The 14,026-nt window shown below is 63.2% G+C and carries 16 protein-coding genes; 1 reads left to right on the top strand and 15 read right to left on the bottom strand.

Features of this window, described 5'->3' with window-relative positions:
* From dgt to EI545_RS15175, 9 genes are all read right to left on the bottom strand, one after another.
* Positions 1-1,365 (bottom strand): dGTP triphosphohydrolase, encoded by a 1,365-nt coding sequence (dgt, locus tag EI545_RS15215; protein WP_245990081.1) that lies wholly within the window; start codon positions 1,363-1,365, stop codon positions 1-3.
* Between the two features lie 130 nt (positions 1,366-1,495).
* Positions 1,496-2,857: an FAD-binding oxidoreductase gene (locus tag EI545_RS15210; protein WP_125326256.1), complete on the bottom strand. Its 1,362-nt coding sequence runs from the start codon at positions 2,855-2,857 to the stop codon at positions 1,496-1,498.
* A 9-nt stretch (positions 2,858-2,866) separates the two neighbouring features.
* Complete coding sequence (locus EI545_RS15205) at positions 2,867-4,009, bottom strand: amidohydrolase family protein (RefSeq protein WP_125326255.1); 1,143 nt, start codon at positions 4,007-4,009, stop codon at positions 2,867-2,869.
* Complete coding sequence (locus tag EI545_RS15200; RefSeq protein ID WP_125326254.1) at positions 4,006-4,818, bottom strand: creatininase family protein; 813 nt, start codon at positions 4,816-4,818, stop codon at positions 4,006-4,008. The genes EI545_RS15205 and EI545_RS15200 overlap by 4 nt, the downstream gene beginning before the upstream one ends.
* 108 nt (positions 4,819-4,926) lie before the next feature.
* Positions 4,927-5,799 carry an MBL fold metallo-hydrolase gene (locus tag EI545_RS15195; protein ID WP_216842455.1) on the bottom strand — a complete coding sequence of 291 codons (873 nt, stop codon included), beginning with the start codon at positions 5,797-5,799 and terminating at the stop codon, positions 4,927-4,929.
* Between the two features lie 22 nt (positions 5,800-5,821).
* Positions 5,822-6,280, bottom strand: coding sequence for a DUF6691 family protein (locus tag EI545_RS15190; RefSeq protein ID WP_125326253.1), 459 nt, complete (start codon positions 6,278-6,280; stop codon positions 5,822-5,824).
* Between the two features lies 1 nt (position 6,281).
* A complete protein-coding gene (locus EI545_RS15185; RefSeq protein WP_125326252.1) occupies positions 6,282-6,713 on the bottom strand; it encodes a YeeE/YedE family protein in 432 nt (143 codons plus the stop codon).
* A gap of 7 nt (positions 6,714-6,720) precedes the next feature.
* Complete coding sequence (locus tag EI545_RS15180) at positions 6,721-6,924, bottom strand: YgaP family membrane protein (RefSeq protein ID WP_125326251.1); 204 nt, start codon at positions 6,922-6,924, stop codon at positions 6,721-6,723.
* Positions 6,925-6,990: 66 nt separating this feature from the next.
* Entirely contained in the window at positions 6,991-7,647 is a 657-nt protein-coding gene (locus EI545_RS15175) for a Crp/Fnr family transcriptional regulator (protein WP_125326250.1), read from the bottom strand.
* 285 nt (positions 7,648-7,932) lie between these two features.
* On the opposite strand from EI545_RS15175, the gene EI545_RS15170 reads away from it, so the two are divergent.
* On the top strand, positions 7,933-8,697 hold the full coding sequence (locus EI545_RS15170) for a hypothetical protein (protein ID WP_125326249.1): 765 nt from the start codon (positions 7,933-7,935) through the stop codon (positions 8,695-8,697).
* A 77-nt stretch (positions 8,698-8,774) separates the two neighbouring features.
* Here EI545_RS15170 and trpA read toward each other — a convergent pair whose 3' ends face one another.
* From trpA to EI545_RS15140, 6 genes are all read right to left on the bottom strand, one after another.
* Positions 8,775-9,566 carry a tryptophan synthase subunit alpha gene (gene trpA / locus EI545_RS15165; RefSeq protein ID WP_125326248.1) on the bottom strand — a complete coding sequence of 264 codons (792 nt, stop codon included), beginning with the start codon at positions 9,564-9,566 and terminating at the stop codon, positions 8,775-8,777.
* 165 nt (positions 9,567-9,731) lie between these two features.
* Entirely contained in the window at positions 9,732-9,983 is a 252-nt protein-coding gene (gene nrtS / locus EI545_RS15160) for a nitrate/nitrite transporter NrtS (RefSeq protein ID WP_125326247.1), read from the bottom strand.
* A 49-nt stretch (positions 9,984-10,032) separates the two neighbouring features.
* Positions 10,033-11,094: a maleylacetate reductase gene (locus EI545_RS15155; RefSeq protein WP_125326246.1), complete on the bottom strand. Its 1,062-nt coding sequence runs from the start codon at positions 11,092-11,094 to the stop codon at positions 10,033-10,035.
* 97 nt (positions 11,095-11,191) lie between these two features.
* Positions 11,192-12,394, bottom strand: coding sequence for a 3-oxoadipyl-CoA thiolase (pcaF, locus tag EI545_RS15150; RefSeq protein ID WP_125326245.1), 1,203 nt, complete (start codon positions 12,392-12,394; stop codon positions 11,192-11,194).
* Positions 12,391-13,170, bottom strand: a complete 780-nt coding sequence (locus EI545_RS15145) for a CoA-transferase subunit beta (protein WP_125326244.1) — start codon at positions 13,168-13,170, stop codon at positions 12,391-12,393. The genes pcaF and EI545_RS15145 overlap by 4 nt, the downstream gene beginning before the upstream one ends.
* Positions 13,167-13,967: a CoA transferase subunit A gene (locus EI545_RS15140; RefSeq protein ID WP_245990079.1), complete on the bottom strand. Its 801-nt coding sequence runs from the start codon at positions 13,965-13,967 to the stop codon at positions 13,167-13,169. The genes EI545_RS15145 and EI545_RS15140 overlap by 4 nt, the downstream gene beginning before the upstream one ends.
* Positions 13,968-14,026: the final 59 nt, after the last annotated feature.

Raw genomic sequence — 14,026 nt, 5'->3', positions numbered from 1 at the left:
TTACGTTCCCGAGACCATTCGAGCAATTTTTACAGTGTATCTATCTGTCATCCCAGAGACATAGTCGGTAAGAGAGTGAAGTGCAGAGTAAGCGTCGGTTACGCCGCGTAACTCCAGACCCAAAGCTCTAACCAGCTGTGGATTATACCCCTGGAGTCTTTCCGCATCCCAGCCCACTTTTCCAAGCGCCTCATAGATTGGATAAACTCCAGTGAGGACCCTATGAAGAACATTTCGACCTGAAACTTCCAATTCAGTTTTGCGCTTTGCCTTAAATATTTGCCTTCGAGCCATGTCTTTTAGATTTTGGAAGTCTTGCGCCTTGGTCGACGACTCAATTAGTGAACTAGTGAAAGTCCCAGACATGATATCTTGGTAGTTTTCTTTAAATGCTTCCACGCACGCATCAATCGCTGTCCCAATGCCTTTCGCACGTAGATACGACACCTGCTCCTCTTCACTTTTCCCATCCAAGAAGGTGTTAGATCCCGCAATCGGGGCCAGCGCGCCTTTGACGGTCTCAAAACTTAGGTCGCCGGCTGTACAGGCGTCTTCGATGTCCAAAATATTATAACAAATATCGTCAGCAGCCTCCACGAGGAAGACAAGCGGATGCCTACGCCACCAAGAGCCAGACTTGGCTTTCTGTTCAATCAGGCCCAAGTCGGCAGCGACCGAAGTAAACACTGGCGCCTCTGACATGAAGAAACCAAACTTCTTTGTGCCACAATAGTTTTCGTCGACCGATGCTTTTACATGTGCCGAAACCGGGTACTTAGAGAAAGCGCCTAAAACGCTTTTGGTTAAGCGCATGCCACCGGCTCCGCGATACATTTCGGTGTTCGCGATGATCCGAAAGCCTTGAGCGTTTCCTTCGAACTCCTCAAATTCCGAACGTAATATCTTATCCATCTCAGTGAATAAGCCGGAAGGCGTTATAAATCGCTCCTGAAACCAGCTGCCGATTGCCGCCTCTCCAGAATGCCCAAACGGCGGGTTACCTATATCATGCGCCAAGCATGCTGACTGTACAACACCACTAACAGTATGCTTTCCCCCCGAAGGTATCTGGCCATTTTGCTCTAGCCAATGTCCGATCTGCATCCCCAGAGATCGTCCAACGCTGCCAGTCTCGACGCTGTGAATCAAGCGATGGTGTATGTGATCGTGGTCATGGAGAGGGTGTACTTGGGTTTTATTTGCCAACCGACGGAAAGGAGCAGAAAAGACTATTCTGTCCAGATCTCGAACGTAGGATGGCCTGTGAGGTTGCTCCTCATAGTCGGCCTCATTCAAGCGCGAACCATTCAGAAGCTTTGACCATTCCATGAGCGCCATCTCCAATTTCATTTCGAAGGTGAGCATCAGTGCAATCCGAGTCAAGCGCCCTTCTTTCAATGGCGCTACGGACCAACCCCTAACAACCCCTTAGCGCCCTCCTCCAACCCCTTGGAATCCCTTGCGGCACCCAGCTGTCCCTGCCCGGGACACCCTCCTACCGGGCCATCTCCGCCGACCAGCCCCGGGTCTTGCCGGGGTTCATCAGCCCATGCGGGTCGGCCTCCCGCTTGAAGTCGATCTGGGTGGTGTCGATCGCCTTCATCCCCCCATCCTCAATCGTGATCGCATGGGGGTCGTAGATCGCGCAGCCCTCGGCCTCCAGTTCGGCGATGATCTCATACATCCGGTCCTTCGAGGTCCAGCGGACGATGGGCAGGGCGAAGAAATGGACCTCTCCACCCATCCTTGCGGTTTCGTGGTGCCAGTAAATCTCCTCGCCATACCGCTCCAGCTGGCGGGCGCAGAGGGCGAAGTCGAGGGGGGGCTCGTAGGCGACCTGGAGGTAGGTCCAGATGCCCGGCTCCACTTTCAGGGCCTGCAGGGTGGTGTGGTTCCAGCCACATTCCCAGACGGGGGGAAGGCCGGCCGCATCCATCTCGGCGTCGGTTTTGACCAGCACGACTGTGCCGCCGTGGTCGGCCACGAGGGTCTTGTAGGCGTTTAAGCTGGAGGGGGCGACCATGGCGAAGATCGCGTCGTGGGTGGGGGGGAAGATGTCGGCGAACTTCTTGTAGAACCGGGAAAACCGGCGTTCGCAGACGGTCAGGAGGAAGCTTTCGATCCCCCGGGTCTCAGCCTCGACACTCGCACTCAGCGCGACGTCGTAGCCGTCGAACAGGGCCACCACCTGCAGGTAGTCGACCGCGGGGGTCAGGCCGTAGTCCAACGCGGTGATGATGCCGTTGGTGCCGTAGGCGTGCTGGACCTTGAGGATCTCTTGCCCGCGCAACTCGATCACACGCGGCTCCTCCTCCACCGTGACCAGCCGCACATATGTGATGTTCGTCCCGTCCCGCAGCATGCCGTTCTTGAGCGACCCGATCCCCCCGGACCCGCCCGAGACGAAGCCTGCCATTGTCGCCAGCCGCTTGGTCGATGGGAACATCGACAGCATCTGCCCGGTTTCCGCCACTGCGTGTTCGACCTTTTCGATCCGCGCGCCTGCCTCGCACACCACCCGTCCCGGGGTGATCTCGATGATCCGGTCCAGCTTGGTCATCTCCATCACCACGCCGCCCTCCATCGGGACGCACTGGCCGTAGTTGCCGGTTCCACCCCCCCGCAAGGTCAAGGGAATCCGCAGCTTGGCGCAGGCCGCCGCGACGGTGATGACCTCGGCCTCGGTCCGGGGCTGGACGACGATCTGGCCGGTCATCGCGTCAAGCTGATCCTTCAGGATCGGCGAGTACCAGTAGTAGTCGCGCGATTTGGCGAGGACGTATTTCGGGTCGTCGTTGACCGGAACCTCGGCAATCATGGCGCGGAAGGCGGTCATCTTTTCGAGCGGAACAGTCATCGGGGCACCTTAGGTTTGGAGGGCACCGCCCCGGATCACCTGACGCGGCACGCCCGGATGGGCGAGGGCGGCCAGGACATCGGGAGCGGGGAGGAGGAGGAAATCGGCAGCCTCGCCCACCGCAAGGCGCTGGGGCGCAAGGCCAAGCGCGCGGGCGGGGGCATCGGTGATGGCGTCCACCCAATCGCCGGGGGCAAGGTGGGCGGCAAGGGTGGCGAGGCGGAGGCTTTCCAGAGGGTCGTGAAGGCCCATCGGATAGAAAGGATCGCATACGTTGTCCGTACCAAGCAGGACTGGCACCCCGGCTGCCCGCAGGTCTTGCGCCGGGGCAAGGCCGCGCAGGCGGGGGCTGCGGCCGGGGGTCATGTCCTGCAGGTAAAGGTTGGTGGTCGGCATCACCGTCAGCGCCATGCCCGACCGGGCCAGTGCGTCCATCGCGCGGTCGGCGTCGGGGCGAATGGCGAGAGAGCAGGCATGGCCGCAGAGGACGCGGGTTCCCATGCCCCGGCGCGTCGCCTCGGCCACGATCAGGTCAAGGCCGGTCGCTTCGACCTCCAGCCCTTCGTCGACGTGGAAATCCAGCATCAGGCCAAAGCGTTCCGCAAGGTCGAAGACGAAGGGGACGCGGGTTTCAAGGTCGGGGTGGCGGTAGATGAAGGCACCGAGGACCTGCCCGTCCTGCGCCACGCGGGCGGCGATCTGCGCGCCAATGTCGGGGTCGCCCAGCAGGTCGATGCCGGACAGCGAGGACCGGATCAGCGGCATGCGGGCGGCCCAAGCCTGCGCGACCTCGGCCGCGATGTCCCAGGCAAGGGGGACGGCAGGTTCGTTCCAGTCGATGTGGCTGCGGATCGCGCGGCAGCCGGCGGCCCAAGCCTCATCCATCCCCGCAGTGATCCGGTTGCGTAGGTCGGCGGCAGTCCAGTTGGCCTTGTCCTGCGCCATCGCCTCGATCGCGCCGAACAGGCCGGGGGCCTTGGGGCGGCAACGGGAGATCGTGCCGGTCTTGTCCAGATGGACGTGGGGTTCTACCGGCAGGGAAAGCACGGTTTGCGTTGCCGGGCCGGGGGTCGGCTCAATGGCAGCAATCCGCCCTTTGGCCAAGGTCAGCCGGACGGTCTGGCCGTCGAGGTTCACATCCTGCAGGATCATTGCGCGTCCGGGTCCGGCGTATTTTCAAGATAGTCCAGCGGCATCCGGTGCACTTCGCCCAGCAGCGTCACGATCTGGCGTGCGGCGTGGTCGATGACCTGCTGGCCCTTTTCCACCGTCGCCAGTGCGGCGTTGCCGCAGGCCCCGGCGGGGTGCATGTCCTGCGCGGCCCAGGCGAGCTTTCCAGCGGGGGTAAGCCCCAGATGCTTGTTATCCTTGGCCATTTTCGCGACCAGCGGGCGGAAGTCGCGGGCGTGGTCCATCTGCACCAGCCCCGGGTGCAGCGCGCGCATGACCGAGGTTTCCATGTCGCCGGCATGGATGCCGAAGCGGTTTTCCTCAGCCGTGAACAGACCCTCGGGCATTCCCATGGCAAACCAGTTGGCGGCGACGACCATCATCTTGTGGCGCAGCCGCAAGTCGCGGGCGACGATGTCCATCGGGGCGATCTGCCCCCCGTGGGAGTTCAGGATCACCAGCTTGCGCACCCCTGCCCGGGCCACGGATGCGCCGATGTCGGACCACATTGCCATAAGGGTCGCCGCTGAAAAGGTCAGCGTGCCGGGATAGGCGGAGTGTTCATCAGACTTGCCCACCGGCAAGGTGGGCAGGATCAGCGCGGGCAGGTCATCGGGGATCAGCGGGACGGTCGCGGCAAGGATGCCATCAAGGATCGCCTGATCAACGCTGAGGGGCAGGTGCGGCCCGTGTTGTTCCACGGCACCCACGGGCAGGATGGCAATCAGCCGGTCGCGCGGCAGGGCGGCGAAGTCGCGCGCGGTGTAGTCGGCCCAGAAGCGGTGTTTCATCGTTTTCCCCGGTGTTACCGGGAAGGTTGTGCCGCGTCGGGGCGAAGTCAAACGCTTTGCGGGCCGAAACGTCAGCCCGCAGGGCAGATGCCTGCTTTCAAGGCAGGATCACAGGCCGTTCAGCGGCACCTTGAGGTAGCGCTTGCCGTCTTCGTCAGGTGGCGGCAGTTCACCGCCGCGCATGTTTACCTGAAGCGACGGGATGATCAGCCTTGGCATGGCCAGCGTTGCGTCGCGGGCGGTGCGGAGTTTGACAAACTCCTCCCGCGTCTTGCCGCTGATGTGGATGTTGTTGGCCTTTTCTTCGGCCACGGTGGTCTCATACGCGATGTCGCGGCCGTTCGGTCCGTAGTCATGGCACATGAACAGGCGCATCTCATCAGGCAGCGACAGGACGCGCTGGATGCTGTCATAAAGCTGGCCCGCATCGCCGCCGGGAAAGTCGGCACGGGCGGACCCGCCGTCGGGCATGAAGAGCGTATCGCCGACAAAGGCCGCATCGCCCATGATGTGGGTCATGCAGGCGGGGGTATGGCCGGGGGTATGTATCGCCTCGCAGGTCATGGTGCCGACGGTGTAGGTGTCGCCGTCGTCAAACAGCCGGTCGAACTGGGACCCGTCGCGCTGAAACTCGGTCCCTTCGTTGAAGATCTTGCCGAAGGTGTCCTGCACCATGGTGATGTTGCGCCCGATGCCGATCTTGCCGCCCAGCGCCGTCTGGATATAGGGCGCGGCGGACAGGTGGTCGGCGTGGACATGGGTTTCGATCAGCCAGTCGACGGTAAGGCCATTGTCGCGGACAAAGGCGATCATCGCATCGGCATGGTCATAGGTGATGCGCCCGGCGGCGTAGTCGATGTCCATGACGCTGTCGACGATGGCGCAGGCTTTGGACGCGGGGTCCTGGACCACATAGCTGATGGTGTTGGTGGCGGCGTCGAAGAAGCCCGTCACCTTGGGTTTGATGGTCATGTCGGTCATGGTGGCCTCCTTGAGTGCAGGCTCAGGTAGCAGGTTTGGGGTGCAGGCTGCGGGCCTGCAGAACCCGCGCCAACAGAAGGCCGCCGATCAGGGCGGCGACGAAGAGAAACGCCTCGGGTTCGGCCGTGCCAAGGGCGGGGAGTGCGCCGCCGGGGCAGAAGCCCGCGATCCCCCAGCCGATGCCGAAGGTGGCCGAGCCAAGCACAAGCCGGCGGTCGATGACGCGGGTGCCGGGCAGGTCGAACCGGTTGGCCAGCAGCGGGGCGGAGCGGGGGGCACGGCGGCCTAGCACCAGCCGGTAGCCGGGAATGGCCACCGCGAGTGCGCCACCCATGACGAAGGCAAGGCTTGGGTCCCAGGTGCCTTGGGCAATCTGGGCCAGGTCGAAGAAGTTCAGCACCTTGGCCGGGTTCATCATGCCGGAAACGGCAATCCCGATGCCGAAGATCATCCCGATGAGCAGTGCCGAGACGATGCGCATCTCAGGCCCCGATCAGGTGGCGGGTGACGTAAACGGTGGCAAAGGCCGTGGCCATGAAGGTCACCGTCGCCACCAGCGACCGGCGCGAGAAGCGGGCATTGCCGCAGACCCCGTGCCCCGAGGTGCAGCCGCCGCCGTAGCTGACCCCGATCCCGACGACCACGCCCCCAAGGACGATGGCGAGCGGGGAGACGGGAATATCCACCACCGGCACGGACCCGGTCAGCCACAGCAGAACCAGCGGCCCCATGGCCATGCCGACCAGAAGCGCCGCCTTCAACCGCCAATCAGCCAGATCATCGAACCGCAACAGCCCGCCAAGGATGCCCGTAGCCCCCAGTATACGCCCGTGCAGCGCCATCAACACAACGGCGGCGAGGCCGATCAGCGCCCCGCCTCCCAACGATTGCAGGGGCGTAAAGTCAGTTACCATTCCATCCTCAGGTCTTGCAGGTCTTGATCCCCACGATGCTGTAGGCCGGGCAATTGCCCATCGCGGCTGTCGCCAGCATGATAACCCCAACGGCTGCCGCCGCCCAGACCATCCAGCCCCCGAACCAGCCAAGAAGGAAGGCCCCAGCCAGAAGGGCCAGTCCCACAAGCGCGCGCAGGCCCCGGTCGATCGATCCCATATTTCTGGTCATGTCGTTCTCCTTTCGAGAATCATCCGATGACCCAGCATGCCACAGGTGCACAGGTTGCGACGGTGACTAGGTCACTGACCGCGCCAGACGCTGCAGCGCGCCGCGGTCAAGGATGCGGATCACGCCGCGGGCCTGCTCCACCCAGGCCCTGCGCTGAAACTCGCCCAAGGTGCGTGAGATCACTTCGCGCGCGGTGCCAAGTTCCACGGCCAGCACCTGATGCGTGGCCTGCACAGTACCGTCCTGCGCTAGGTCCAAGAGGCGGGCGGCCAGTCGGACATCGACCCGCTGGAACACGATATCGTCGATCAGGCTGAAAAGGTCCGCGATCCGCCGCGAATAGGCCCGGAAGATGAAGCTGCGGAAGATCGCGGACCGGGCGGCCAGATCGTCAAAAACACTACGGGGGATGACCAGCGCGTCAACCTCGGTCTCGGTCAGGCCCTCGGCGGCATAGTCTTCGTCCGCCAGCATGCAGGCGGTTGTCAGCACACAGCTTTCGCCCGCGTTCACCCGGTAGAGAAAGACCTCACGCCCGGTTTCGGACCTTTGCTGGACACGCACGGTGCCGGACAGGAGGAGAAGAAAATTGTCGGCATGCTGGCCCGGTTCGAATACACAGGCGCCGGCGGGCAGATGCACGACTTTGCTGCCCGCAATCAGCGCCTTGGCTACATCGGCAGGCAGCGTGTCCAGCCCTGCAAGTTGAGCGATCCTGTCCATGTCCGCGCTTTCCCGGCCCCTGTTTCGGGGGCTGCGCCAGCATGGCCCTTTGCGGTGGTGAAGGCCAGCGCGAAGGCAATGCGGCGAGCCGCACGACTGCTTAAGGTTGCATGACGGGCGTGCCTGCTATTGCCGAAGTTGTACCGCAATGCCGTCACAATCTCGCGGCATCCACGGCGGCGAAAACCAGTTTCCGGGGGGCGAGCTGACGTCTGCTCTCCGGCCTTCGAGTGCAGAGTTTCGTCCATCGGCCCCATGGCCGCCCCAGTCAATTCGAGGACCTTCATGCTGAAAACCTTCCCGAAACGATCCCTTCCTGCGGCCTTGGTGCTGGCGACCGCGCTTGCGCTGACCGGCGCTGATACCAGCGCGCAGGCCTTCCGGTCCGATCTGCCGCTTCACCCCGGAACCCTTGCCGGGCCGGTCCTTGTGGAAGGCGAGGTGTCGAACCCTGAAGTGGTCCCGCTGTTGACGGGTCTGGCGAAGATCGAAAGCGACCTGCAGCTTGGGATGCTGTTCCTTGCAGACGGGCTGACCAATCCGTCCGGATCGCATTTCACCCATCCCCGGGCGGAAACCTATCCGACAATCAAGGATGGTTTGGCCAAGGCGGGCATCGCCGATTTCGAGCCGCAGCTTATGGCACTTGAGGCTGGGGGCGACAGCGCAACGGTGACCGCCGCCTATACTGCGGCCGTGGCAGCCATCATGGGCGCGCGGTCGACGTTGCGACCGTCCGTGCCGGACTTGGTGGCGTCCATCGCCGACCAGACCCGCGCGGTTGTCGGTGAAATCAACCCGGCCGGGCCAACCGAGGTGCAGAACTATCAGGACGCCTGGGCCATGCTGCTGGTCGCGCGCAACCAGATCGACCTGCTGACGCAAGGCCAGGATGCGCCTGTGATCCAGGCTGCTAAGAAGCTTGGGCTGGCAATGGACGATGTCATCATCTCGATGCCCGATCCGGCGGCGTCTGGTCCGGTGACGTTCGACGCGGCACCGCTTTTGGACATCATCACCGGGCTTGAGGCGTTGGCCGGCACGGTCTGACGCCCCCGCCTTGCATGTACAGCCACCGGATCGGGCTTCCCCGTGTCAGGTGGCTGGCACAGGCCCTGTTTGCAGGCTCAGGCCGAATGTGCGCCTGCGGCTAGGGCCGCGACCTTGGCCAGCACCTCGTTCACCGGGACGCCGTTGCCGATGTCCTTGACGATGGCAGAGCCCACCACACAACCGTCCGCGACAGAGGCGATGGTCCGGGCCGCGTCAGGTGTGTTGATGCCGAAGCCTACGATCACCGGCAGGTCGGTGGACCGCTTGATCCGCGCAACCTCGGGCCCCACGTTTGTGGCCTGCGCAGTGGCGGCGCCGGTGATCCCGGTGATCGAGACATAGTAGACAAAGCCTGACGTGTTCTGCAGCACCTTTGGCAGGCGTTTGTCATCGGTGGTGGGCGTGGCAAGGCGAATGAAGTTGAGACCGGCCTTCTGGGCGGGGATGCAAAGCTCATCATCCTCTTCCGGGGGCAGGTCGACGACGATCAGCCCGTCAACACCGGCAGAGATCGCGTCCTTCAGGAACCGGTCCACACCGCGGGAATAGATCGGGTTGTAATACCCCATCAGAACAATCGGCGTGGCATTGTCCCCTGCCCGGAAGGCGCGGACCATGGCGAGGACCTTGTCCATCGTCATGCCGACCTCCAGCGCGCGCTGGCCTGCCGCCTGAATGGTCGGGCCATCCGCCATCGGGTCCGTGAAGGGCATCCCCAGTTCGATGATATCCACCCCGGCGGCAGGCAGGCCCTGCATCACGGCAAGGCTGGTCGCTTCATCGGGGTCACCGCCCATGATATAGGCGACGAAAGCCTTCTTCCCTTCGGCCTTGAGCCGCGCGAAGGTGGTGTCGATCCGTGTCATGAAGGCCCCCTCAAAATCCGCCCCCATGTGCCACGCCGCGGTGACGGAAATCAATGGGGTAGGAGAAACGACTGTTTGAAGCCGGGGCAGGACGGCAGCACGACTTTGCCCCTTTCCCCCGACCCTTGGCGCAGGGAACAAGGATCGCCACCAAACGATGCTAGGTCAGCCAAGCTTGGCCGCAGCCGCAGGTTTGGGGCCAACCGCAGGGCTGGCCAGCATATCCCGGCGGGCCCGGTCCTGTTCAAGCAGGGTCATCACGGCTGAATAGGTCGCCACACTGTAGGGGGCGAGGAACGTCAGGGCGACCTTGATCCAGTCACCCTGTTCCATGACGCCTGCCAGGATCTTGTCGCCGTGATTGATGGCACCGATCACGTTGCCGACGACCAGCGCCGTCAGAAGCGCCCGTTTCATGACAGGCCACCGGGTTGCCAGACGCAGGACATGTCTGGCGCGGCCCTGATCAGGCATCGGGTTCGTTCCCATGCCAGGCGTTCTCCAACAGTTGCAAAAGCGCGTCGCGTTCAAAGGCACGCGGGTTGAAATACGGGTTCTCCAACGTGATTTCCACAGCGCGCGCGATGCCGTCCTGCGGCATGCCCAGATCCTTCAGTGCCGTCGGCACGCCGGCGGATTGGGCGATGCGGAACAAGGCTTTCGCAGGCTTTTCCGCCCCGGTCGCACGGCGCATCGCTGCCATGGCTTGCGGAATTTCCGGAGCATTGTAGGCAAGCGCATGGGGCAGGATGATGGTATGCGTCTCGGCATGGGGGAGATTGAACGACCCACCCAGAACGTGGCACAGCTTGTGATGCAGTGCCACGCCGCCTGCCCCAAGGCAAACCGCGCAGAGCCAGGCCCCGTAAAGCGCGTCCGAGCGTGCCGCGATATCCGAAGGGGCGACCAGAACGCGGTCCAGCGCGCGGGTCATCTTGGCAATCCCGTCCTCGGCCATCAGCGACAGCACGGGATTGGCTTCCTGCGCGTAAAGCGTTTCGACGGCATGGGCGATGGCATTCATGCCGCTGGTGACCGTCATCCGCGGTGGCAGGGTCAACGTGTAGTTCACGTCATAGATCACCGTTTCGGGCAGCACCTTGAGCGAGCGCAGCGTTGTCTTCTTGCCCCCTTCGGTCTGCCCCAGCAGTGGGGTCATTTCCGAACCGGCGTAGGATGTCGGCAAGACCACCTGAGGCGCATCGGTGCGCAGCGCGATGGCCTTGCCCAGACCTACGGTAGAGCCGCCGCCGATCGAAACGATGCCATCAGCGCCCAGGGCTGCAAAGGCAGCGAGGGCGCGTTCGGTCACGTCCACGGGCGTGTGCATTTCCGCTTCGGCGAAGATACCCGCAGCAGCATCACCCAAAAGGTCCGCCAGCGCCTGTGCTTCGCTGACTTGCTGCGGCGTCGCAAGGACGAGGGCCTTGGTGATCCCAAGGGCATGGACCTCCTGCGGCAAGGATGCTGTGGTGCCCACGCCGAACACCACGCGCGCGGGAAGGCTGGTATAGATGAAGCTGTCCATAAGTTTGTCCTGCCCTTTACGCGCGCACCGTGCCGCTTGGGCAGGGGAGCGTCCAATATCGTTTGGCATACTGGATCATACGAAAGTGGTATCGTCTTCAGGCCGCCGCAAGCGCGATTGCTATGCCTTGACCGACCCCGATGCACATGGTCGCCAGCGCCAACTTGCCACCGCGCTGCTGCAGCTCCAACGCTGCCGTCCCCGTGATCCGCGCCCCCGACATCCCAAGCGGGTGACCCAGGGCGATGGCGCCCCCATTCGGGTTGATATGCGGCGCATCCTCGGGCAGGCCCAACTGCCGCAACACGGCAATTCCTTGCGAGGCGAAGGCTTCGTTCAGTTCGATCACATCGAAATCGGTCGGAGAGATGCCCAGCCTAGCGCAAAGCTTGAGTGTGGCAGGGGCCGGCCCGATACCCATGATCCTTGGGGGCACGCCTGCGGTGGCACCGCCAAGGATCCGGGCCATTGGGATCAGGCCATGTGCTTTGACGGCCGCCGCCGAAGCGACGATCATCGCCGCCGACCCATCATTCACGCCGGACGCGTTGCCTGCCGTGACCGAGCCGCCCTTGCGGAATGGCGTCGGCAGGTTTGCCAGCGACTCCAGCGTCGAAGGGCGCGGGTGTTCGTCGGTCGTGAACACAAGCGGCGCGCCCTTGCGTTGGGGGATTGTGACCGGTGTGATCTCTTGCGCCAGCCGACCCGAGGCGATGGCATGGGACGCACGTTCCTGGCTGCGGAGGGCAAAGAGATCCTGATCGGCGCGGGATATGCCAAAATCCTCGGCGACATTCTCGCCCGTCTCGGGCATGGAATCGACGCCGTATTGTGCCTTCATCAGCGGATTGATGAAGCGCCATCCAATCGTCGTGTCCTCGATGCTGGCAGCGCGCGAAAAGGCGGATTCGGCCTTGGGAAGGACGAAGGGCGCGCGGCTCATGTTTTCGACGCCGCCCGCAATCACCAGATCCGCCTCACCCGAACGGATGGCACGGGCGGCCATGATGACGGCGTCCATGCCTGAACCGCACAACCGGTTGATCGTGGTGCCCGGCACGCTTTCTGGTAGGCCCGCCAGCAAGGACGACATCCGCGCGACATTTCGGTTGTCTTCGCCCGCCTGATTGGCGCAGCCGAAGATCACCTCATCCACCGCCGCCCAGTCGAGCGCCGGGTTGCGCGCCATCAGCGCCCGCAAGGGAACCGCGCCCAGATCGTCAGCCCGGACAGCCGCCAAGGTGCCCCCGAAGCGGCCAATCGGGGTGCGGATGTAGTCACAGATGAACGCGTCGATCATGACGCTACCTCACGGTTATGGGCGGCCTGTGTCCGGGCCTTCAGGGCGCGCAGCACCTCAAGCTCTTCCGCGGTGGGTGCGGGGGTTTCGGTCATCGCGTCGCTGTAGCGGATGGTCCAGCCAACCGTATCGGCCATGTCCTGCAGTGTGACGCCGGGATGCAGCGAGATGACGGTGAATTCCTTGGTCACCGGGTCCGGCCGCCACACCGCCATATCGGTCACCAAAAGGCTTGGGCCAGCCGTCGTGATCCCCAGGTCTTGGCGATGTGAGCCGCCGTTTCCATGGCCAAACGAGGTGAAGAAATCAATCTTCGGCACGAAGCTGCGCTTTGACTGCTTCATCGTGATGAAGATCTGCTGGCTGGACGACGCAATCTCGGGCGCGCCGCCGCCCCCTGGCAAACGCACCTTGGGCGCGTTGTAGTCGCCTACGACGGTGGTGTTGATGTTTCCAAACCGGTCCAGTTGGGCCGCCCCCAGGAAGCCCACCGTGATCCGACCGCCCTGCAGCCAATAGCGGAACATTTCCGGGACCGGCACAGTCGTCACAGCCGTGTCGCATAGTTCGCCGTCGCCGATTGAAAGCGGCAGGACCTGCGGCGCGGTGCCGATGGTGCCGGATTCGTAGATCAGGGTGATGTCTGGGGCGTGGGTCAGCCGTGCCAGATTGCACGCCGCCGATGGCGCGCCGATGCCCACAAAGCAGACATCCCGACTGGACAGGGCGCGCGCCGCTGCAACCGTCATCATCTCATCTGGGGAAAAGCCGGTCATGCTGCACCTACGATTCTGTTCGCGCGGGTTGCGAAAATGGCTTCGTCAGCGTCCAGAACATGCCTTTGCATCCATTCTTTGAACGCATCGCGATCCGCTGCGATCTGGTCCCATTCAAGATAGGCAGCATTGTCGCGGTCATAGTAGCCATGGGCGTAGGAGGGATGCGCGCCCCCCGGCACTTCGACGATGGCATCAAGCGTCCAATGCGGCAGGACGCAAGCATTGGGATGCGCGTCCAGCCGTTCGACCACCTCTTCGACGGTGACGATGGCGGCCCGGGCGCTGAGGACCGCCTCTTTCTGCACGCCGACGATCCCTTCGATCAGGACATTGCCTTGCTTGTCGGCCTTTTGCGCATGGATGATGCTGACATCCGGCCGGATGGCCGGGACGGCGGCCAATTCCTCGCCCGTGAAGGGGCAGGTGACACTGCGGATGTTGGGGTTCACAGCCTTGAGCCCGGCACCCAGATAGCCGCGGAACACGGCCATCGGCAGACCGGCGGCCCCTGCCTCATAGGCATTGGCCATGGCGGCGTGGGAATGTTCCTCAATCTCAAGCGGCCGCGGCCATGCGTTTTCAACCGCGTCCCGCAGGCGGCGCAACAGGCCGACACCCGGATTGCCCGCATAGGAAAACACGACTTTGCGCACCAGACCCATGCCGATCATCTGGTCATAGATCACGTCGGGGGTCATGCGGATCAGGGTCAGATCCCCGATCCCCTGACGAATGGTTTCATGCGCGGCGGCATGCGGGATCAGATGCGTGAACCCTTCGAATGCAACGGTCATGCCGGGACGGACATGCGTGCCGATAGCATCCTTCAAGCTGCAGAACTTGGTCATTTCTT

The organism is Tabrizicola piscis (assembly GCF_003940805.1).
Taxonomy (GTDB): Bacteria; Pseudomonadota; Alphaproteobacteria; order Rhodobacterales; family Rhodobacteraceae; genus Tabrizicola; species Tabrizicola piscis.
The sequence above is the reverse complement of the archived record's forward strand: the minus strand, read 5'-3'. Positions and strand labels throughout refer to the sequence as shown.